This is a genomic window from Pseudomonas sp. FW305-3-2-15-C-LB1 (assembly GCF_058787615.1).
In genome coordinates this window covers 1-19516 of record NZ_JBYSZX010000033.1, presented here as the reverse complement: position 1 = coordinate 19516, position 19516 = coordinate 1, and the positions used below count along the sequence as shown (strand labels likewise).

General features: G+C 57.8%; 23 protein-coding genes and 1 pseudogene. 15 read left to right on the top strand and 9 right to left on the bottom strand.

Features of this window, described 5'->3' with window-relative positions; genetic code table 11:
* Positions 1 to 80: 80 nt before the first annotated feature.
* Both AC3WP7_RS29820 and AC3WP7_RS29815 read left to right on the top strand, forming a co-directional pair.
* Positions 81 to 551 carry a helix-turn-helix domain-containing protein gene (locus AC3WP7_RS29820; protein WP_102593213.1) on the top strand — a complete coding sequence of 157 codons (471 nt, stop codon included), beginning with the start codon at positions 81 to 83 and terminating at the stop codon, positions 549 to 551.
* A pseudogene (locus AC3WP7_RS29815) lies at positions 548 to 622 on the top strand (PIN domain-containing protein); the annotation flags it as partial. The gene AC3WP7_RS29820 and the pseudogene AC3WP7_RS29815, both read left to right, overlap by 4 nt.
* Before the next feature lie 104 nt (positions 623 to 726).
* On the opposite strand, the gene AC3WP7_RS29810 reads toward AC3WP7_RS29815, so the two are convergent.
* A complete protein-coding gene (locus tag AC3WP7_RS29810; RefSeq protein WP_102593212.1) occupies positions 727 to 1350 on the bottom strand; it encodes a hypothetical protein in 624 nt (207 codons plus the stop codon).
* Complete coding sequence (locus AC3WP7_RS29805) at positions 1343 to 2236, bottom strand: hypothetical protein (protein WP_102593211.1); 894 nt, start codon at positions 2234 to 2236, stop codon at positions 1343 to 1345. Before AC3WP7_RS29805 ends, AC3WP7_RS29810 begins: the two co-directional genes overlap by 8 nt.
* A 589-nt stretch (positions 2237 to 2825) precedes the next feature.
* Between AC3WP7_RS29805 and AC3WP7_RS29800 the strand changes: the two genes are divergently transcribed.
* Positions 2826 to 3125 (top strand): DUF3077 domain-containing protein, encoded by a 300-nt coding sequence (locus AC3WP7_RS29800; RefSeq protein WP_092249281.1) that lies wholly within the window; start codon positions 2826 to 2828, stop codon positions 3123 to 3125.
* Between the two features lie 97 nt (positions 3126 to 3222).
* On the opposite strand, the gene AC3WP7_RS29795 is transcribed toward AC3WP7_RS29800, so the two are convergent.
* Complete coding sequence (locus AC3WP7_RS29795; RefSeq protein WP_032885644.1) at positions 3223 to 3594, bottom strand: PH domain-containing protein; 372 nt, start codon at positions 3592 to 3594, stop codon at positions 3223 to 3225.
* 138 nt (positions 3595 to 3732) lie between these two features.
* On the opposite strand from AC3WP7_RS29795, the gene AC3WP7_RS29790 reads away from it, so the two are divergent.
* Positions 3733 to 4368: a LysE family translocator gene (locus AC3WP7_RS29790; RefSeq protein WP_024077308.1), complete on the top strand. Its 636-nt coding sequence runs from the start codon at positions 3733 to 3735 to the stop codon at positions 4366 to 4368.
* A gap of 8 nt (positions 4369 to 4376) precedes the next feature.
* Here AC3WP7_RS29790 and AC3WP7_RS29785 read toward each other — a convergent pair whose 3' ends face one another.
* A complete protein-coding gene (locus AC3WP7_RS29785; protein ID WP_102593210.1) occupies positions 4377 to 4706 on the bottom strand; it encodes a hypothetical protein in 330 nt (109 codons plus the stop codon).
* A gap of 274 nt (positions 4707 to 4980) precedes the next feature.
* Here AC3WP7_RS29785 and AC3WP7_RS29780 point away from each other — a divergent pair, with 274 nt between their 5' ends.
* The 10 genes from AC3WP7_RS29780 (at position 4981) to AC3WP7_RS29735 (ending at position 14077) form a co-directional block, all read left to right on the top strand.
* A complete protein-coding gene (locus AC3WP7_RS29780) occupies positions 4981 to 5265 on the top strand; it encodes a hypothetical protein (RefSeq protein ID WP_102593209.1) in 285 nt (94 codons plus the stop codon).
* 176 nt (positions 5266 to 5441) lie between these two features.
* Complete coding sequence (locus AC3WP7_RS29775; protein ID WP_102593208.1) at positions 5442 to 6653, top strand: methyl-accepting chemotaxis protein; 1212 nt, start codon at positions 5442 to 5444, stop codon at positions 6651 to 6653.
* Between the two features lie 9 nt (positions 6654 to 6662).
* Positions 6663 to 7031: a response regulator gene (locus tag AC3WP7_RS29770; RefSeq protein WP_058423391.1), complete on the top strand. Its 369-nt coding sequence runs from the start codon at positions 6663 to 6665 to the stop codon at positions 7029 to 7031.
* A 23-nt stretch (positions 7032 to 7054) separates the two neighbouring features.
* Positions 7055 to 7342: an STAS domain-containing protein gene (locus tag AC3WP7_RS29765; protein ID WP_058423390.1), complete on the top strand. Its 288-nt coding sequence runs from the start codon at positions 7055 to 7057 to the stop codon at positions 7340 to 7342.
* A 40-nt stretch (positions 7343 to 7382) separates the two neighbouring features.
* A complete protein-coding gene (locus tag AC3WP7_RS29760; protein ID WP_102593207.1) occupies positions 7383 to 9422 on the top strand; it encodes a chemotaxis protein CheA in 2040 nt (679 codons plus the stop codon).
* 29 nt (positions 9423 to 9451) lie between these two features.
* A complete protein-coding gene (locus AC3WP7_RS29755) occupies positions 9452 to 11110 on the top strand; it encodes a methyl-accepting chemotaxis protein (RefSeq protein ID WP_093128366.1) in 1659 nt (552 codons plus the stop codon).
* A gap of 39 nt (positions 11111 to 11149) precedes the next feature.
* Positions 11150 to 11689, top strand: coding sequence for a chemotaxis protein CheW (locus AC3WP7_RS29750; RefSeq protein WP_058423387.1), 540 nt, complete (start codon positions 11150 to 11152; stop codon positions 11687 to 11689).
* A gap of 9 nt (positions 11690 to 11698) precedes the next feature.
* Positions 11699 to 12508 (top strand): CheR family methyltransferase, encoded by an 810-nt coding sequence (locus AC3WP7_RS29745; protein WP_102593206.1) that lies wholly within the window; start codon positions 11699 to 11701, stop codon positions 12506 to 12508.
* The gene (gene cheD / locus AC3WP7_RS29740) at positions 12505 to 13038 is read left to right on the top strand and encodes a chemoreceptor glutamine deamidase CheD (RefSeq protein WP_102593205.1); all 534 of its coding nucleotides are present in this window, start codon (positions 12505 to 12507) and stop codon (positions 13036 to 13038) included. The genes AC3WP7_RS29745 and cheD overlap by 4 nt, the downstream gene beginning before the upstream one ends.
* Entirely contained in the window at positions 13001 to 14077 is a 1077-nt protein-coding gene (locus AC3WP7_RS29735) for a protein-glutamate methylesterase/protein-glutamine glutaminase (protein ID WP_102593204.1), read from the top strand. Before cheD ends, AC3WP7_RS29735 begins: the two co-directional genes overlap by 38 nt.
* 382 nt (positions 14078 to 14459) lie before the next feature.
* Here AC3WP7_RS29735 and AC3WP7_RS29730 read toward each other — a convergent pair whose 3' ends face one another.
* The 3 genes from AC3WP7_RS29730 to AC3WP7_RS29720 all read right to left on the bottom strand — a co-directional run bounded on the left by AC3WP7_RS29730 (position 14460) and on the right by AC3WP7_RS29720 (position 17690).
* Positions 14460 to 14861 (bottom strand): hypothetical protein, encoded by a 402-nt coding sequence (locus AC3WP7_RS29730; protein WP_092249242.1) that lies wholly within the window; start codon positions 14859 to 14861, stop codon positions 14460 to 14462.
* Positions 14848 to 15303, bottom strand: coding sequence for a hypothetical protein (locus tag AC3WP7_RS29725; protein ID WP_092249239.1), 456 nt, complete (start codon positions 15301 to 15303; stop codon positions 14848 to 14850). Before AC3WP7_RS29725 ends, AC3WP7_RS29730 begins: the two co-directional genes overlap by 14 nt.
* A gap of 74 nt (positions 15304 to 15377) precedes the next feature.
* Positions 15378 to 17690: a TonB-dependent siderophore receptor gene (locus AC3WP7_RS29720; RefSeq protein ID WP_256575437.1), complete on the bottom strand. Its 2313-nt coding sequence runs from the start codon at positions 17688 to 17690 to the stop codon at positions 15378 to 15380.
* A 120-nt stretch (positions 17691 to 17810) separates the two neighbouring features.
* Here AC3WP7_RS29720 and AC3WP7_RS29715 point away from each other — a divergent pair, with 120 nt between their 5' ends.
* Entirely contained in the window at positions 17811 to 17990 is a 180-nt protein-coding gene (locus tag AC3WP7_RS29715) for a hypothetical protein (RefSeq protein WP_092249236.1), read from the top strand.
* A gap of 9 nt (positions 17991 to 17999) precedes the next feature.
* Here the strand turns inward: AC3WP7_RS29715 and AC3WP7_RS29710 are convergent, their stop codons facing one another.
* Positions 18000 to 18851: an AraC family transcriptional regulator gene (locus tag AC3WP7_RS29710; protein ID WP_102593203.1), complete on the bottom strand. Its 852-nt coding sequence runs from the start codon at positions 18849 to 18851 to the stop codon at positions 18000 to 18002.
* 494 nt (positions 18852 to 19345) lie between these two features.
* Positions 19346 to 19516, bottom strand: a 171-nt coding sequence (locus AC3WP7_RS29705) for a transposase (protein ID WP_172963366.1), incomplete at its 5' end; no start/stop codon positions are given.

The window sequence follows — 19516 nt, the reverse complement described above, 5'->3', positions numbered from 1 at the left end:
AAGCGGTTTCTTTTTGGTTGGCATACATGCACCTCTTACTCATGTTATGCCCGAACACAAAATTTCTGACAGTCCCCATCATGATCGCCAATCACCTCCCTAAAACCATTCCTCCTCTGGAAAAGGAAGTCGAAGCTGCCGTACAAGGCCAGCGTGAGCTGGCCTCGCTGCTGTCGACCAAATTTGAAACCCAGCGCATCGACATCTTCGACAAAGAAGACAAGCCCCACAGCCTTGTACTCCCCACCTCAGCACTGCGCTTGTTGGTCGATATCCTGGGCGAGCTTGCTATCGGCAATGCCGTCAAGGTAGTCCCGGTGCACGCTGAATTGACCTCGCAGGAGGCTGCCGACCTGCTCAATGTTTCACGGCCGCATTTGGTGAAGATGCTGGAGGATGGGGCTATTCCTTTTACGAAAACGGGGCGGCATCGGCGGATTCGGTTCTCGGATTTGATGGCGTTCAAGCAGCGGAGGGATGAGGAAAGTCAGGAGGCGATGGAGGAGCTGGTGCGACAGACTCAGGAGTTAGGGTTGGGGTATGACGAATGAGATGTTCGCCTTTTACGGCTGTATACGATGCTTGTGTTCTTTATCCGGCGGCACTTCGGGATTTGTCGATGTGACTGGATTTTTAGGAATTGTATTTTGATCAATTAGCTAATTAGATTTTTTAGGAGAGCCTGCCGGAAAACTTACCTTTCTTCGATTTTTTAATTTCTAATATTTAAATCTTGCTAAATATCTGATCTATCTGCTCTGGTGTTGTGTTAGGAGTGGAGTGGATAATAGCTGGTAGTATTTTTGATATCAGGAATTTTGCTGATTTGTGTAATGCCCATGCTGTATGTAGTATTGCTATGAAACTCAGCGTTAAGCCTAACGTGATTCGATCGTCACAAAAAGCTGTGAAGGCACCTGCAGTTTCTGTAAGAATTAAGAAGTTCTGTTTGTTTGCAATCCCGCGATATGTGGATATTAGTTCTGTCTCTCTGTTTTTCTCGGTTGAGGTGTTTTGAAGTTTCAGTGTTTCTATATGTTTTTTCAATATGGTTAGATAGAGTAGATCAAAGTACTCGGAGCGTAGCGCGTTTATTAGGGTGTTGAGTATTGATACTGTTATAGCTGCATACAAAAAGTCTTGTATCTTTATTTTAAGTAATATGCTGCTTTCGCCGATAAAGCTGGACGCTTTTGTGTTGAGTAAAGAATGAAGTACTTGGTTTAGGTGTGTGTCGTTAAAGTTAAAAAGTAGTGTGTAAATAAAGATAGATAACAGAGTGTACGCAGAAAGGCCTTGGGAGGCATCTTTGAGGGCGTCTTCAAGTCGCGATTTAAATAAATCAAGCATTTGTGAGTGCTTTCAAGAAAACTACGTCCCCTGCTGCAATGTCGTACGAGTCATATTCAACAACTGGGGCGCCGATAAAGGTTATAGGCATATCCATGTTTGCCTCTAAGTAATTTTTTGCACTTTCAAAAGCCTGCTTGCTGGTAAACATTAGATTGCATGATTTTTCTGAGCTTTTATTTTCAAATTGGCCTTTTAGTAGTTTTGCGTTGAGTTCGATTATTTTTCCTTCATAGATTATAGGTTGACCCACTGCTCTTCTGGCAACTTGTTGGTGGAAAAGTTCACTTTTGACTGCTCCGAACATGAAGTCGTAACTTTTCGAAGCTGTAAGGGTTAGCTCTATTTGGCTGTCTCCGGAGCTTTTTGACCTAACTATTCCTAAGAGTTGGTCGACTTCTTTCGCAATAGAACGTTCAGCATAGTCACGTTTAACGAAGGGGTCGTCCTCATTTTTTGCTTCGTCATAAAACTTTGCCGATATTGCTCCTGCCTCTAAGGTGGCTAGGCGCAATTGTGCTTGGTTTTGAATTGAACCTTCCCCGGAGGAACCAGATTTTATATCGTTGGTGTATATTTTGTTTATTACGTGTGAGACCTTATCAAGGCACCTGCGCCCAGCGTCAGTTTGCGCAATAAATCGAATAATATATCCGCCTGGTTCCGGAGGCTGAACCAAAAACTCAGCGTCTGGAAAGTCTTTTGAGCGCATGGTTGCATTTTTAATTAAGCCACCACGGGCTTGATCTATATATGCTCGATCTATCGCATTTTGAGAGTGTTTTAAGGACTTTCCAAGCGTGCGTAGGCTGACTTGGTGATTTTTTGTTATGTCCCCGTGAAAGTGTATTTCTAGGGTTCCGAAATTTTTTTGTTTGTCGTCCATTACAGCGGATTCCCTTTGAGCCCTTTGGCTCTAGCCAATATGAGGGTGGTAAATGAGGCTTTAGCGTTGACAGTAGCGTAATGCCATCTATTCGTCTACGGCTGCGTTTGTTGGCTTTTCGCATCATCTCTTAACTGTAAGGGAACGTTAGGGTTAGCCCGGCACCTGAGTGTTTATCACTATCAAGATTTTAGGAGCTATGAGATCCGTCTCTGCTGGAGCAATATTCAGGAACAAATACTTCCTTTGCGGGATTTTCCTACCGGGCTAAATTCTATTCCGTCGCAATTTTGCGACCGGGCCTGGAAACCCGTGGGTTATAGGCGCACAGGCGCCACCATTTATCACGACTGTTGGCGCCATTTTTGTGCCAGCATATGCGTGCTATGGCGGCTGTGCGTGGGAGACTTTCGAGTCTGCCGGGTTTGCCTATTACCCCCGGTTTCCAGCCTGCGCACAGCTGCCACCATTCGCCTGGAAACGAATGAGGTAGCTCTCTTTAAAAAATGGGAGCTAGACCAATGAGCGCTTCTGAAAATTCGTACCTTCGTAGTCCAGTCACCAGCACAACCCACCTGGGAGGTGCCCAATGATCAACCCACCCCTCAACAAAACCCTCGGCATCATCACCTTCTCCACCTGTGGCAAGCAGCCGAACCTCCACCGTCTATTCCGCGTCAATTCCGGCGTGCCCATCCGTGATGCCCTGGAGCATGCCTCCGAGTTGTTGCACTGTTCCAAGTTGCTGGCGTTGGATGCGGCCATGGATTCCAGTGCAGATCGCTATGCCTGGGCGGCGCATTATTTGGGGGAGATGGCGAAGGCGGTGGTGGATGATTTGGCGAATGGGATGTTGCCGAATGGAGTTGTGGAGGGGGGTGGTATGTAAGGCAGTGGCTTGATGGTGTGGTAGGGGGCCCTATCGGGGGCAAGCCCCCTCCCACATTTTGATTGGGGTACCGACGTCTAAATCAATTGCCTGCCGATCAGGTCAGCAGGTGCTTGGAGATCAACCGCGAGATTTCGACGATGGAAGTCTTGCCGGTGAATTCGAATTTCACTTTGCCCAGCGATGAAAAGTAAATCTCCAGCTCCGAGTCCAGGTCAAACGTCCCGGACGTCTCCACCGAATACGCCACGATGTTTTTATACGGCAGCGACGTGAAATCCTTCTTGCTGCCGGTAATCCCCTGCACGTTCACCGCGATGATGCGCTTGGTGGTGAACACCACGCCGTCGCGCATGGCCTTGTAGGCGTCGACCACTTCTTCGCCGTCCAGCAGCAGGGCGGCGACGCGTTCGGCGTATTCGTTGTTTTGCTTGAGCTTGAAGAAGCCTTTGTTGTTGAAGTCGATCATGTCCTGCCTCTTGGGTGTATGCCGTTTTACTCGCGGATCTGTATCTAACGCGCGCATTTTGAACGCCCTACCATGGCGGCCAAGCTGACAACCTTGGCCAAATGTTTCGCCGACAACCTAACACCCAGGAGCCCAACAATGCCCGAACTGTCCAGTTGGCTGGCCTATGCGCTGATTTCACTCGGCATGGTGCTCACGCCCGGTCCGAACATGATTTACCTTATCTCCCGTTCGATCTGCCAGGGCCGCACGGCCGGGTTGATTTCCCTCGGCGGCGTGGCGTTGGGGTTTCTGGTTTATATGGTGTGCGCGGCTTTGGGTATCACGGCCCTGGTCATGGCGGTGCCGTTTGCCTATGACGCGCTGCGTTTCGGCGGCGCGCTGTACCTGGCCTACATGGCCTGGCAGGCGATCCGGCCGGGTGGGCGTTCGCCGTTCCAGGTGCGGGATCTGCCCAAGGACAGCCCGCGCAAGCTGTTCACCATGGGCCTGGTGACCAACCTGCTCAACCCCAAGGTGGCAGTGATGTATTTGTCGTTGCTGCCGCAGTTCATCGACCCGAACGGTCATGGCAGCGTGTTGACGCAATCCCTGGTGCTGGGCTTTACGCAGATTTTCATCAGCGTGAGCGTCAACGCCGTGATTGCCACAATGGCGGGGTCCATCGCGGTGTTTTTCGTTACCCGGCCGGGTTGGCAGGTGGTGCAGCGCTGGTTGATGGGCTCGGTATTGATGGGGTTGGCGGTGCGGATGGCGGTGGAGGGGCGGCGCTGAACCGTGCGTTACAGGATGGCTTTCAGGTAATCCTTGAGTGCGTTGAGCGGGGCATTGAGTTCATCCAGTGTCGACGTCTGGCGCACGCTCAGCGCCAAGCGCTGCAACTCGCGCCCCATCACTGTATCGGCCCCGCCCAGTGCTTCAAGCGCTTGATCAACACATTCCGCGACTTTGGATTGAATGGCCGCCAAGTCTCCCTGCCGCACCAGCAGCCCGAATACCTCCCGCTCATACCCATCCATCACCGGATCGTCCCGCAAGACCGGGCTGCCGCCGTCCGTCTCGTGCACCAGCTTCAGTGCAAAAAGCGCAACAGCTTCCAGCGTCAACTCCATGGTCTTGGTTCCTAGGGCTTGGGGGAGGGCGATGATCACTGTTCCAGGCAGGAAAAAAAAGCCCCCAATACCGCGAATCGCCAGGCTCACGCCCCTGTGAAGTCATTTGCCCAAGGAACAATATTAATTAGCCATGTTCCAACTCGCCGTGCCAAATGCACTCGGCCACCAGACGGAGGCGGTGCAAGGCTTGACCCATTACAAGGACGCAAACACGCATGCACTCACTCCCCACCCAGGCCCCCACAGACACGCAAGTTGTGAGGATTAATCGATGATCTATCGCGGCGCAGGCTGGCTGACGTTGTTTACACCGGTGGCGATGGTGCTGCTATTGATGGGGCTGTGGCCCGACCCCAGCGTCAAACCCGGCAACACATCGCTGATGCAGGTGTTGCTCGGCTTCGGGGTGGGGTCAGCGATCAACACCCTGCTGGGCTTTGTGCTGAACCGACAACCGCACGCCGATGGCGTGCGCCACCACTTCTTTTTCATGCCGATGCAATGGCCGGCGTTGGCGATCACGATGGTCTGCGCGCTGATTGCCTTGTTGAAATAACCCTACCGGCCGCCCGGCAAGGGCGGCCTCAAGGAATGCCTGCCTCAGGTCCACGGGTCATTAACATATCGGTCATAAACCAGACGGAAGGCACTCAACAGACCTAAAGTTGAGGCGCTAGGGGCGGATAAACACTATGTCGTTTATATCCGCAACACTGTTCAAGGACCGAACTCATGCCCCAGCGCCTATCCAGCCGCATGCCCCTTCCCGTTTATCCTCGTTTCCGTTGGTTCGCCTTGATCCCGGTCGTGCCGGCCGTTTTGTGGATACTCGTGCAATCAACCTCGCCGGCCAATCTGGTGGCCTGCGCGGTACTGGTGGTGGTCGGCCTCGGTGCCTGTGCCTGGAGCGCGGCTTCACAGCGCAACGCACTGCAGCGAGCGATTGCGCAGGCGCAGGCGGACCAGTCGAGTGCGCACGCGCATGACGGCTTGGCCTCGCGTGCACAGCTCGATGAGGTATTGCTGGGTGCCATGCCCATCTGGGCCAAGCAGGTGGAAAGCTCGCGCCATCAGACCGAGGAAGCGATTGTGAGCCTGGTGAACCGTTTCACCGGGATCGCCACTCGCTTGGAGGAGACGGTACAAGCGTCGCAGCACGCGGCCGGCGAGCTGGACGGGCAGGCCGCTGACGGCGCGCTTGAGGTGCTGGCGCGCAGTGACAGCGAGTTGAGCCAGGTGATCAATTCGCTCAAGGTCACTCAAACCAGCCGTGACCAGACCCTGGCGCAGGTGCGCAGCCTGACCGCCTACACGGGCGAACTGCGTACCATGGCCGCTGATGTGGCAGCGATTGCCGCACAAACCAACCTGCTGGCCCTCAACGCGGCCATCGAAGCGGCGCGCGCCGGTGAGGCCGGTCGCGGCTTCGCGGTGGTGGCCGATGCGGTGCGCAGCCTGTCGAGCAAATCCAGTGAAACGGGCCAGCAGATGTCGGCCAAGGTCGACATCATCAACAACGCCATTACTCAATTGGTGCAGGCCGCGTCCAGCAGTGCCGACCAGGATAGCCATTCGGTGGCCGAGTCCGAAAACAGTATTCAAATGGTGCTCACACGCTTCCAGAACATCACTGGGCGCCTGGCCGAATCCGCCGATCTGCTCAAGCAGGAAAGCTACGGCATCCGCGATGAGATGACCGAGGTGTTGGTCAACCTGCAATTCCAGGACCGGGTCAGCCAGATCCTCAGTCACGTGCGCGACAACATGCACGCCCTGCATGACCATCTGCAACAGGCCAACCAGACCCCGGACCAGCCGCTGGCCATCGACGCCCGCCAATGGCTGGCGCGCATGGAAACCACCTATGCCACTGACGAGCAACGACGCCTCCATCGCGGCGAGGCGGCTGTGCAGTCGAATTCCCAAGACATCACTTTCTTTTAGGAGCACATCATGGCGAAGAATGTATTAGTGGTCGACGATTCCAGCAGCGTGCGCCAAGTGGTCGGCATCGCCTTGAAAAGCGCCGGTTACGACGTGATCGAGGCCAGCGACGGCAAGGACGCCCTGAACAAGCTGACCGGACAAAAAGTGCACCTGATCATCAGCGACGTGAACATGCCCAACATGGATGGCATCACCTTCGTCAAGGAGGTAAAGAAGCTGGCCAACTACAAGTTCACACCGATCATCATGCTGACCACCGAGTCTCAGGAATCGAAGAAGGCCGAAGGCCAGGCCGCAGGCGCCAAGGCGTGGGTGGTCAAGCCGTTCCAGCCGGCGCAGATGCTGGCGGCGGTCTCCAAATTGATCCTGCCCTGACACCCGGCGCCAGGGAGGCCACCATGCCGATCACTCACGAAACAATCGACGACACCGCCCATGTGGGCATCGACGGCGAACTCACGATCTACACCGTCGCTGAACTGGCGGGCGCGTTGTTGTCGCAGATGGGCGCGGCCCCGCGCCTGGAACTGGACCTGTCCCAGGTGACGGAAATGGACGGTGCCGGCCTGCAGTTGCTGGCCGTCATCCAGCGTGAAGCCGGCATTGCCGGTACCGCCTTGAGTGTGACCGGCCAGAGCCAGGCAGTCATGCAGGCGCTCCAACTGTGTCGCAGCGCCGCGCTTTAAGCGGCACTGTCCCGTTCATTGATCGACAAGGAAAGTCCAGGTGAGCATCAATCTCGATCAGGCACTGCAGACCTTCATCGTCGAGGCGCGCGAGCTGCTGCAGGCCATGGAGCAATCCCTGCTGCAGTTGGAAAGCGACCCCGGTGACCAGGATGCCATCGGCGCGATTTTCCGCGCCGCGCACACTATCAAGGGGTCCGCCGGGCTGTTCGGCCTCGCGTCGATCGTGGGGTTCACGCATATCGTCGAAGACGTTCTCGACCGCCTGCGCGATGGCAGTGTGGCGGTGGACGCGGCGTTGATCGCGCTGCTGCTCAAGTGCGGCGACCACATGCTTGAACTGATCGACGTGGTCGCCAGTCGTGGTGAGACGCCGACCCCGGCCGCGCTGGAGCGCGGTGAGACCTTGCGCGAGGCGCTGAGCGACTACCAGCCGCTGCGCACCGCCACCGCCGACGTCGTAACCGCTGCGGTGCACGACGACGGGGGGGCCGATGTGCTTTGGCATATTTCTCTGCGTTTCGGCGTGGACGTGTTCCGTAATGGCATGGACCCGCTGTCGTTCCTGCGCTACCTCGATACGCTGGGGCAAATGGTGCAGGTCACCACCCTGACCGACAGCATCCCCGCCCTGGAGCACTGGGACCCGGAAAGCTGCTACCTGGGCTTCGAGATCGACCTGCGTTCGACGGCCAGCCATGCCACGCTCAACGAAGTGTTCGACTTCGTGCGCGACGACTGTGACGTGCACATCCGCGCCGTCGACGAAACGCCCGAAAGCAGCGTCGCCATCGGCAGTGACCTGATCGCGCAAGTCGAGCCAGGCCTGGCCCCCGCGTCGCCCCAGCGCCAGCCAGCGAACAGCGAGGCGAAAACCCGCGACGGCAGTTATGTTCGGGTCAACGCCGACAAGCTCGACGAGTTGATCAACCTGGTCGGCGAATTGGTGATCGCCAGCGCCGGCGCAAGCCTGTTGGCGCGCTCCTGTAACAACGACCCGCTGCAGGAGGCCACCTCGACGGTGTCGGGGCTGGTGGAAGAGATCCTCGATGGTGCCCTGCACCTGCGCATGATCCCCATCGGCGACACGTTCAACCGCTTCCGCCGCGTGGTGCGCGATGTCAGCCAGGAACTGGGCAAGGACATCGAGCTGATCATCAGCGGCGCGGAGACCGAGCTGGACAAGACCGTGGTCGAGAAGATCGGCGACCCGCTGATGCACCTGCTGCGCAACGCCATGGACCACGGTATCGAAAGTGCCGATGCGCGACGTGCGGCGGGCAAGTCGAGCAAGGGCCATCTGAGCCTGAATGCCTACCACGACTCTGGAAGCATCGTTATCGAAATCGCCGACGACGGCGCCGGGCTCAACCGCGACCGCATTCTGGAAAAAGCCCAGGAACGCGGGCTGGTGGCCAGCGGCGCGGTGCTCACCGACCAGGAGGTCTACAACCTGATCTTCGAAGCGGGCTTCTCCACCGCCGAGGCCGTCACCAACCTCTCCGGGCGGGGCGTCGGCATGGACGTGGTCAAGCGCAATATCACGCTGTTGCGCGGCACCGTGGACCTCGACAGCCGCCCAGGCCAGGGCACGGTGGTGCGCATTCGCTTGCCGCTGACCCTGGCGATCATCAATGGCTTCCTGGTCGGCATCGACCAATCCACCTACGTGATTCCGCTGGACATGGTCCAGGAATGCGTCGAGCTGGATGAACGCCAGCGCCAGTCCAGCCGCGATCAGGGCTATCTGGACCTGCGTGGCGAGGTGCTGCCCCTGGTGGACCTGCGCGACCACTTCAGCCACGAAGGCCCGGCCGCGCGCCGTCAGAACGTGGTGGTGGTGCGCTATGCCGAGCACAAGGCCGGGCTGGTGGTCGATGACCTGCACGGCGAGTTCCAGACCGTGATCAAGCCCCTGGGCAAGCTGTTCGGCGCACTGCGCGGTATCAGTGGCTCGACCATTCTGGGCAGCGGCGCGGTGGCCTTGATCCTGGATGTACCGGCGCTACTCAATCAAATCGTACAACTGGAAGCCCGCACGGCCCAGGCGCCTCAGTCGCCACCGCTCGTCGCTCGCTGACGTCTTTGCAATTCCATGGAGGTTCCCCGATGAAATGGTTCTACGATCTTAAAATTTCCACCAAGCTGATCAGCTCGTTCCTGGTGGTCCTGGCCCTCACCGGGGCCATGGGCGCCTTCGCTATCCTTCAGCTCGGTGCCGTCAACCAGGCCGCCCAGGACATCAAGGGCAACTGGATGCCCTCCATGCGTGCCGCCGCAGGCATGCGTTTTTTTGCCGCCAACTATCGCTTGAAAGAAAACCGCCACATCGGTACCGAGATTCCCGAAGAAAAGGCCCAGGCTGAACGCGAAGCCGCCGAGGCGCGCCAGCAGTTCGAAACCCGCATGCAGACCTACGAGCAATTGCTGTCGAACGATGAAGATCGTCAACTCCTGCTTAGCGTGAAAAGCGCATGGGACGCCTACATTGCGAGCAGCAAGCAGGTCCTGGAGTTTTCCCGTCAGAACCAGGAAGCCCAGGCGCGCAGTTTGCTCCGGGGTGAATCCAAAGGGCATTTCGATGAGGTGACCAGCCGCCTGCAGAAAATGGTCGAGCTCAATGACGCCGGCGCCACTGCCGCGGGTGACAAGGGCTCGGCGCTGTATGAAAGCTCACGCGTGTCGATCATCGCGGTACTGGCCGCATCCCTGCTGATCGGTCTGGGCCTGGCGATATTCATCGCGCGGATCATTTCCCGGCCGTTGCGCCAGGCGGCGAGCGCCGCCGAGCAATTGGCCGAAGGCAACCTTAATGCGCACATCGAGCCAGGTGGCAAAGATGAAACCGGCATGGTGCTCAACGCCATGCGCAACATGGTCGGCAAGCTGGCCCATATCATCGGCGAAGTGCGTAACGCCTCCGATAACCTCGCCAGCGCCTCCGAACAAGTCAGCGCCACCGCGCAATCGATGAGCCAGGCCACCAGTGAACAGGCCGCCAGTGTCGAGGAAACCAGTGCGTCGGTCGAACAGATGAGCGCCAGCATCAACCAGAACACCGAAAACGCCAAGGTCACGGATGGCATGGCCAGCAAAGCGGCCAAGGAAGCCACCGAGGGCGGCGAATCGGTACAGCAGACGGTGGTGGCGATGAAGAAAATCGCCCAGCGCATCAGCATCATCGATGATATCGCTTACCAGACCAATCTGCTCGCGCTCAATGCCGCCATCGAGGCCGCCCGTGCCGGCGAGCACGGCAAGGGGTTCGCCGTGGTGGCCGCCGAAGTGCGCAAGCTGGCCGAACGCAGCCAGGTCGCCGCCCAGGAAATCGGCGAACTGTCTTCCAGCAGCGTGGAGATGGCCGAGAAAGCCGGCAAGTTGCTCGACGAAATGGTGCCTTCCATCAACAAGACGTCCGACCTGGTGCAGGAAATCAGCGCGGCGTCCGAAGAACAGGCCGCCGGTGTCGCGCAGATCAATACGGCGATGACCCAGCTCAACCAAGTGACCCAGCAAAACGCCTCAAGCAGTGAGGAACTGGCGGCCACGGCCGAAGAAATGAGCAGCCAGGCCGAGCAACTGCAACAGGCCATGAGTTTCTTCGTGCTGGATTCAGCGTCCAAGGCTGCGGTGCAAAGCACCGGCGTGGACAGCTCCGGCAGCACGCCCAACCGTCAACCGCCGCGCACTAAACCAACTCCGCCGCGCAAGGCGTTCGCCTACACCATGGCCAGTGCCCCGGACGAATCGGATTTCACCCGCTTCTGATCGCACGATCGATGCGGGCCTACAAGGGAGAGTAGTGACATGGGCGCAGTAATGACGACTCGGCAGACCGCGGTGGCGGTCGATGAGGATGCGCAGTACCTGACCTTCATGCTGGGCGGCGAAATGTTCGCCATCGGCATCCTGGGGATCAAGGAAATTATCGAATACGGCAGCCTGACCGTGGTGCCGATGATGCCCGCTTTCGTGCGCGGGGTGATCAACCTGCGCGGCGCAGTGGTGCCGGTGGTGGACTTGTCGGCGCGCTTTGGGCGGGCCAACTCGGCGATCACCCGGCGTTCCTGCGTGATCATCATCGAGGCGAGTACCGAGGACGGTCAGCCACAGGACATCGGGCTGCTGGTCGATACGGTATCTGCCGTGCAGGAGATCCCGGCCACGCAGATCGAACCGCCACCGAGTTTCGGTGCGCGCATTCGCGCCGATTTCATCAGTGGCATGGCCAAGGTCGAGGGCAAATTCGTGATCGTGCTGGAAGTGGACAAGGTGCTGTCCATCGACGAGATGTCCAGCCTGGCCGAGGCCGGCCAGGCGCCGGCCCCTGACCTCGACCTGCGTTGAGGCTCGATCATGTCAGACACCGTCTCCATCGACGATCATGAATTCGGTCAGTTCCAGACCTGGCTGTACCGGGCGGCCGGCATCAACCTGTCGCCCGCCAAGAAAGCCCTGGTGGCCGGGCGCCTGTTCAAGCGCCTCAAGCACTATGAGCTGCAGAGCTATGGTGAGTATTTCAAGCTGATCATGAATGACCAGCGCAAGGGCGAACTGCAGGTTGCGCTGGACTTGCTGACCACCAACGAAACCTATTTTTTTCGCGAGCCCAAGCACTTCGACTTCCTGCGTCAGCACGTGCTGCCCCAGGCCGCGCCGGGCCGGATGTTTCGCGTGTGGAGCGCGGCCAGTTCCACCGGCGAAGAGCCCTACAGCCTGGCGATGACCCTGGCCGAAAGCCTCGGTACCACGCCCTGGGAAGTGATCGGCTCGGACATCAGCTCCCAGGTACTGGCCAAGGCGCGCACGGGGCATTACTCAATGGAACGCATCGAGACATTGCCCCAGCCGCTGCTGGTCAAGTACTGCCTCAAGGGCATGGGGCCTCAGGAGGGCACCGTCCTGATCGACAAGACCTTGCGCAACCGCGTCAACTTTATCCAGGTCAACCTTAACGAAGCGCTGCCGGCGCTGGGGGAGTTCGAGGTGATTTTCCTGCGCAACGTGATGATTTATTTCGATCAGCAGACCAAGAGCCAGGTGGTCGCGCGTCTGTTGCCGCTGCTTAAGCGTGGTGGTTATTTGATCATCAGTCACTCCGAAAGCCTCCACGGCGTCAATGACACCTTGAAGCTGGTGGCGCCGTCGATTTACCGCAAGCCATGAAAAAGCCTGTGGGTACGACCGAAGTGGTATTGGCGCCTGGCCAAGTCAGTTTTGCAACGCGGCCGACGCGCCTGCGGACCCTGCTCGGCTCCTGCGTGGCGATCACCTTTTGGCATCCGCAGCGGCTGATCGGCGGCATGTGTCACTTCATGCTGCCGGGGCGCCTGCGCAACCATCAGCCCCTCGATGGCCGGTATGCCGACGAAGCCCTGGAACTGCTGCTGCGCCACGCGCAAATCAATGGCACGCACGCACGGGATTACCAGGTCAAGTTGTTCGGCGGCGGCGAGATGTTTCCGGATCTGCAACGTCGTCTGCCGACGCAGGACGTCGCCAGACTGAATATTCGCGCGGCGCTGGCCCTGGCCGAGCGTCATCACCTGCACCTGACCGCCCAGGACATGGGCAGTACCGGTTACCGCACGATCATGTTCGACCTGTGGAACGGCAACGTCTGGGTTCGGCACCAACCAATGGGAATACTTCAAGAAGATGCCTACCAAAAAAATCAGTGTGCTGCTGGTCGATGATTCGGCCGTGGTGCGCCAGGTACTGCTGGCGATTCTCAGCGATACGCCGGATATCCACGTCATGGGGGCGGCTTCCGACCCGATTTTCGCCATGGACAAACTGGCGCGGGAATGGCCGGACGTGATCGTGCTGGACGTCGAAATGCCGCGCATGGACGGCATCACGTTTCTCAAGAAAATCATGAGCGAGCGGCCAACGCCGGTGGTGATCTGCTCCTCGCTGACCCAGAAAGGCGCGGAAACCTCCCTGCAGGCGCTGTCGGCGGGCGCTGTGGAAATCATCACCAAGCCCTCAACCGGTTTGAAGAGTTTCCTGATTGAATCGGCGGCCGAGTTAGTGGCCGCGATCCGGGCCGCCGCAAACTCCAACGTCAGGAACCTGGGAAAACGCAGCGTCAGCCCGCCCTTGGTTCCAACCAGCAAGCTCAGTGCCGATGCGATCCTGCCCGCCGCCAATGGCCATGCCATGGCCCAGACCACCGAGCGTATCGTCGCCATCGGCACCTCCACCGGCGGCACCCAAGCGCTGGAAGCCGTGCTGACGGCACTGCCGCGCGTGTGCCCGGGTATGGTGATCGTGCAGCACATGCCCGAGAAGTTCACCGCTTCGTTCGCCGAGCGCCTCAACAGCGTGTGCGAAATCGAAGTGCGCGAAGCGCGCAACAACGACCGTATCCTGCCTGGCCTGGCCCTGATCGCACCCGGCGGCAAGCACCTGATGGTCAACCGCAGCGGCGCCTATTACCACGCTCAGGTGATCGATGGACCGCTGGTCAACCGCCATCGACCCTCCGTGGATGTGCTATTTCGCTCGGTGGCCCGCTACGCCGGCAGGAATGCCACCGGCATCATCATGACCGGCATGGGCGACGACGGCGCACGCGGGCTCAAGGAAATGCTCGAGGCCGGGGCCGCGACAGTCGCCCAGGACGAAGCCAGTTGCGTGGTGTTCGGCATGCCCAAGGAAGCCATCAAACTCAACGCCGCTCAGCGCATCATGGCGCTGGAGGATATTTATCGGGCGATCTTGCATAAGTGAGGGGGGAGGGTGATGTAGCGGGTGTGTAGGTCGGTGGTTTGAGGATGTTCACTGCACCGAACACGGCTCTTAGAAATAGAGAAATTCGAGAGCTGAGAGGGGGCGGGCAGCGGGTGATCCTCACTTGGAGTTGTCCGGGAACTCTGCGCAATGGGGAGCTGGCAGGGATATTGCCACCGAAACCGGCTTGGAGCACCGCCCGAAGTCGGATGGGGGGGGGCGTGGCCGGCTTCTACTGGCGTCGCTTCATGCTCTGCCAGTAGGCGTGGGATTCTCGCTGGTGTTGTGGAAGCCTGAGATCAAGTAAGGGTTAGAGCAGCAGCTCGCCGCGACAATGCGCCGCGGCAGAGTTTAATTGGAGACCAGATGCCGGCATGGGCCATCAGTGAGATGGCTTTCCATCCTTTGCGAGCAGTTCCTTTGCCATCTCCATTGCTTGCTCGCGTGAAGAAGCTAGAAGCAAAGGGTAGCCCCAGAACTTGGCAAAAACGATTGCGAATGCCCTGAAACCAAGACGTTTTGCCGAGTTGGGTTCGATCATGATCATAGCCAGAACTAACCTACGCAATTCAAGCTTGTGCTTTTTCATCCAGAGCGCGGTGCGTTTCTTTTCTTCCGGTGAGTGCTCATGGTCTTCGGCAGGTACGGTATCGGTCAAGATTACGAAGGACTCCCCGCGCTGCAGATTGGCCTCGAATTCGGCGAAATCCTTTTGGTGATCGTGTCCGGGCTCTTGCGTAAGGCTCATCCAGACAAAAGGGAAGTCAGAACTATTCACCGACATGGACGTTTCCTATGTTTTTAATGCAGCGCCAGGTGGCCGCAATGGCGAACACGCCTGGCAACGTAATGAAAAACACGGCCGAAAAAGCAACGTGCCAACCGTCGCGCAATCCGTCGGAAATTCCTCCGAGGGTATTCAGGGCGAGAAGTAGGCTGCCGAGAACCAAAGCTGCCCACTGAGCCTTACGGGTTCCTATCAGTGCGAGAAGCACCGTTACGATCCAAGAACCATAGAATGCTGAAAACATCCACAGTACATTGGGCTCAAACGTAATCGCAGGTGTCGCTCCGTGCGCTCTCACAAAATCGTTTACGTAGAAAAATAACTGAAAGGTGACAAAAAGTACGGCCCCCACAGCTGTCGTCAGCCAAAACACGGCCACTTTGTTTGCGTTGTTCCTGGCCGTGTCTTGGGCGGGGTCTAGGGTAGGCTTACTGGGCATAAGAGCTTTCTCGATAATCAATGGATGTTGTATGTCTGCGATGTACAACGGTTGAAATGTTCGATTAGGGGAAATCAATACCTGTAGTCCAGCGTCACCATTAAGTTGCGTGGTGCGCCATAACCTACAGTGTCAAAATCTCCTTTCTCCAACGCGTACTTCTTGTCGAGCACGTTGTTGACGTTGACTGCCGCGGTGATCTGCTTCGTGATGGAGTAGCGCCCCAACAGGGATACCAGCGCATAAGAACCTTGTTCACCACCCAACGAACTGGTGCCTGTGTTGGGTGCCTGGTAGAAGCGGCTTTGCCATTTGACGCCTCCGCCCAGCGTCAATTTGTTCCACTCTCCCGGCAACTGGTAGGTGCTGAAAAGCTGGGCAGTGGTGCGCGGTATTTGCGAATTCAAGCGGACGCCATCGCCATCTTGTGCCGTGAAATGGGCGATGCCTGAATAGATGTTCCAGCCACGCGCCAGCTCGCCCTGCAAGTCCAGCTCGATCCCGCGCGACTTCGTCCCATCCGAACCCATATAGGCTTGGGCACCACTTGGCGTATAGGTTCCTGCGACCATCTGTGCAGCGTTGTCCAGCTCGGTATGGAACAAGGCCACCGACGCATTCAGACGCCCATCCAGGTAAGCGCCTTTAAGCCCGACTTCCTTGGTTTTTCCCTTTGTCGGCGTGAGCACGTTGCCCTTGCTGTCGCGATAGTCGGTTTGCGGATTGAATATGCCCGTGTAGCTCACGTAGGCCGAATAGGTCTTATCGATGTCGTAGATCAAACCAGCGTACGGGGTGAATTCACTGCTCTTCTTGTAGTGCAACGACGAGCCGCCGACGGCGTCGTCGATTTCGTAGTTGCTGAAGCGGCCGCCGACAATGAGTTTCAGAGGCTCGGCCAGCGAGAACCGGGCTGCGCTATAGACACCGCTCTGTTTGATCAGGGTGCGAGTCGGTATCGAAGCCATGGCATCGAAGTTGGGGCGGGGAAAGGCCGGGCTCAGTTGATAGACATTGACCGGCGTGAAGGCTGCATAGAACGGAGCGATAGCGTCCTGACTGGCGGTGCGGCGCGAACTCGTCGCCCCCACCACCAAATCATGCTGGCGGCCAAGCAGTTCGAAGGGGCCGCTCGCCATCACATCGAAGGTGTTTTGACGGCTGCGACCTTCGGAAGCCAGTGCCACCGGAAGAGCCCCGTTGGGAAAGGAGCCCAGTCCCGTGGCGCGATCGGGGCGGCCGACCAGGCCGAGCAGTTCGGCATCGAATTCCGTGCGGTATTGATTAGCGACAGCCCGGAGATTCCAGCCGTTGTCAAAGCGGTGCTCGATCTCGGCAAACGCCGTCTTGAGCGTGTTGTCCCAATGGCTCCATTTCTGCGCATAGTTCTTGGAGCGTGAATACTCCGCCTGCGTGCCGTCGCTGAACCATAGCGGCATGCCTCCCCAGGTGGAGCCCTTCGGCGTGCTGTCCTGGTAGTCATAGCCCAGGCTCACCGTCGTGTCTGATGTCAGATCTGCCTCAATGATGCCGTAGAACGCCTTTCTCTGGGGCTTGTACCCATCAATGTACGAGTTTCCTTCCTGGGACGTCCCGACCATGCGGGCGCGGATACGGCCATCCTCGGTCAACGGAGTCGATACGTCGGCCATTTCCCGGTGGGTGTCCCAGCTCCCCGCACCGAGCGAGGCGGACGCCGAGAATTCGCGGGTCGGCCGTTTGCGCACCAGGTTGATGGCGGCCGAGGGATTGCCGGTGCCGGTCAGCAAGCCGGAGGCGCCGCGCACGACCTCGACACGATCGTAGAACGCGGTATCGAGGGAGCCGATGCCGCTCCCGTTGACAATGTCGCCGACGACAGTGGGTATGCCGTCGTACTGAACGTTGTTGATCAAGAAACCACGCGAATAGAAACTCGTCCGTTCGCTGTCTGATTGGTACGACGAGACGCCCGTGGTGTTATCCAGCACGCCCTGCACCGAGTTCAATTGCTGGTCGTCCATGCGTTGGCGGGTGATCACCGTCACCGACTGCGGTGTTTCCCGCAGCGACAGCGGCAGGTGCGTCGCCACCGACGTCTGGCCCGTAGTGTAGGAACCAGTACCTTCGGTGGTCGCCGTATCCACAGGGCCCGTTACGGTGATGGCCGGCAAGGCTATCTCCTCTTGAGGCTTTCCACCGGTCTTGGTCTGAATCTGCCCTGGCTCGGCCGCGAATGCGCCCTGCGCACTAATGAGAACTGCCGCCGCAACTGCCGAGCCCAGCACGGTGCGGGGCGCGCTCCTGATTTCGCTCTTGTACGGCCGATCCAAATGAGGATAGCCAGTGGGCTGTGCGCGCTTATCAATTGGCCAACGGAACTTCCCAACAGTTACGATGATGAACATCAACAATACTCATTTGTATTTGGATGTTACATTTAACAATAGAGACCGCTGGGAGTGATGGCGAAACTAGGCCAGATTGTTATTCAGTTAGGCCAATTGTGATGTCATGCAGGTGCCCGGATGGTTTTCGTCGAAGACCTGGCGTTGCACGAACATTTGCAGCTGCTGGTATTCGAGAAAGGCTTTGCTCTCGACGAGGAACCAGCCTTCACCAACATCACAACGTTGCGAAATGTCAGCAACTTCGCAAGGAAGGACTACAGGCGACGGTGGGCGGCCGCTGGTCCCGAACCAAGATAATCGGATGCATCAGGGGGATATTTCATTGGGGAGGATGATACCGGGCACGGAAGCGAGCTCTGCGCCGCTGATGCGATCCGATAGGTATCGTGCCGGAGGTTTGCCCATGGCCTTGCGGAACATAGTTATGAAACCGCTGGCGTTTTCGTACCCCAGCTCTAATGCTACCGTTTGCACGCTTTCGCCCTTCGTCAAACGTTGAAGTGCAAGGATCACATGCAGCTGCCGACGCCAGCCCCCAAAGCTCATTCCAATTTCATGCAGCAAAAGACGGCTCATGCTTCGCTCGCTCATGCCAATTCGAGTAGCCCAATCGGCCTTCGAGGTCTTGTCCGTGGGGTCGGCCAGCATCATTTCCACGAGGCGGCGCAATCGGGGATCACGCGGCATGGGCAGATGCAAGTCTTCCACCGGTGCCGCCACCAACTCATCGAGCAACGCGGCAATCAAACGGTCTTCTCGTCCACCCTGCGCGTATAACTCAGGAAACCCGGCCACCGTCAGTAGCAACTCGCGTAGTAATGGCGACACCGAAATCGTGCAACAGTTTTTCGGAAGGTCCGGTGCTGCGTCTGGCTCAACGAACAGGCAATAGCATTCCGTTTCACCCGCCCCCCGCGCCGCGTGTGGCAAATCTCCCGGTATCCATACGGCGCACTGCGGCGGCACGATCCAGACACCGTCTTCAATTTCGCAGTTGAGAATACCGCGTAGGGAGTAGATCAGCTGCGCTTTGCGGTGCTGATGCCTCGCGTTTTCCCAGTCCCTTGTCACCGATGTGGCACTTAACGCCACAACGGGGCGCGAGACGCTGTCGACGTCCCAAGGCACTGTTAGATCGGAAATTGCGATGCTAGACATGTTGTCTCGTAGAGCCTCGGATGGAAGATGAGGCTTTGGCCTAATCGGAAAATACTATGACCAACCTGCTCAATAACGTCTAGCCATTCCTTACACCTGAGGCCTGGCTACTCCAGGAGGGGAGAGGGCAATTTTCTTGGCGACGGACAACCCGTTCCAAGGTCCTCGCACGCTGGATCTTGTTCCATCAATGTTTGGGTCAAATAGCGGGCTCCAGCGGCAAATTCAACCTGAGCACCATCGAATTACTCAAGTAGTACGTTCACGAGGCCTGGATTAGGCCCAGTGACAGGAACGATCTATTGAAAGTACTTGGACATTGACTGCTTCTGGCCGATTCTGTTGAAAAAGTCGGATTTGCAGATCGGCTGAACTCACGCACGATCTCCACCGGAGAACCTACTCACCACATCGAGTGGTTTTCTGGCCCTTTGTTGAGCTTTGCAGCTCGGTTATTGGGTTGGTTTGAGGGTTTTTGCTTTGTGCAGACGCACCTATCCCGTAACCGGTGGCCCTTGAGAGGTAAATTTGGCCAGACGTCGTAGGTTCTGCACCGCGGCCGCCAGCGTGAACTCATCGGTCGCGCCACTCATGCCACGTAGTCGCAAGCGATCCAGTTTCAGGATGCGCTTGAGGTGGGCAAACAACATTTCGACCTTCTTACG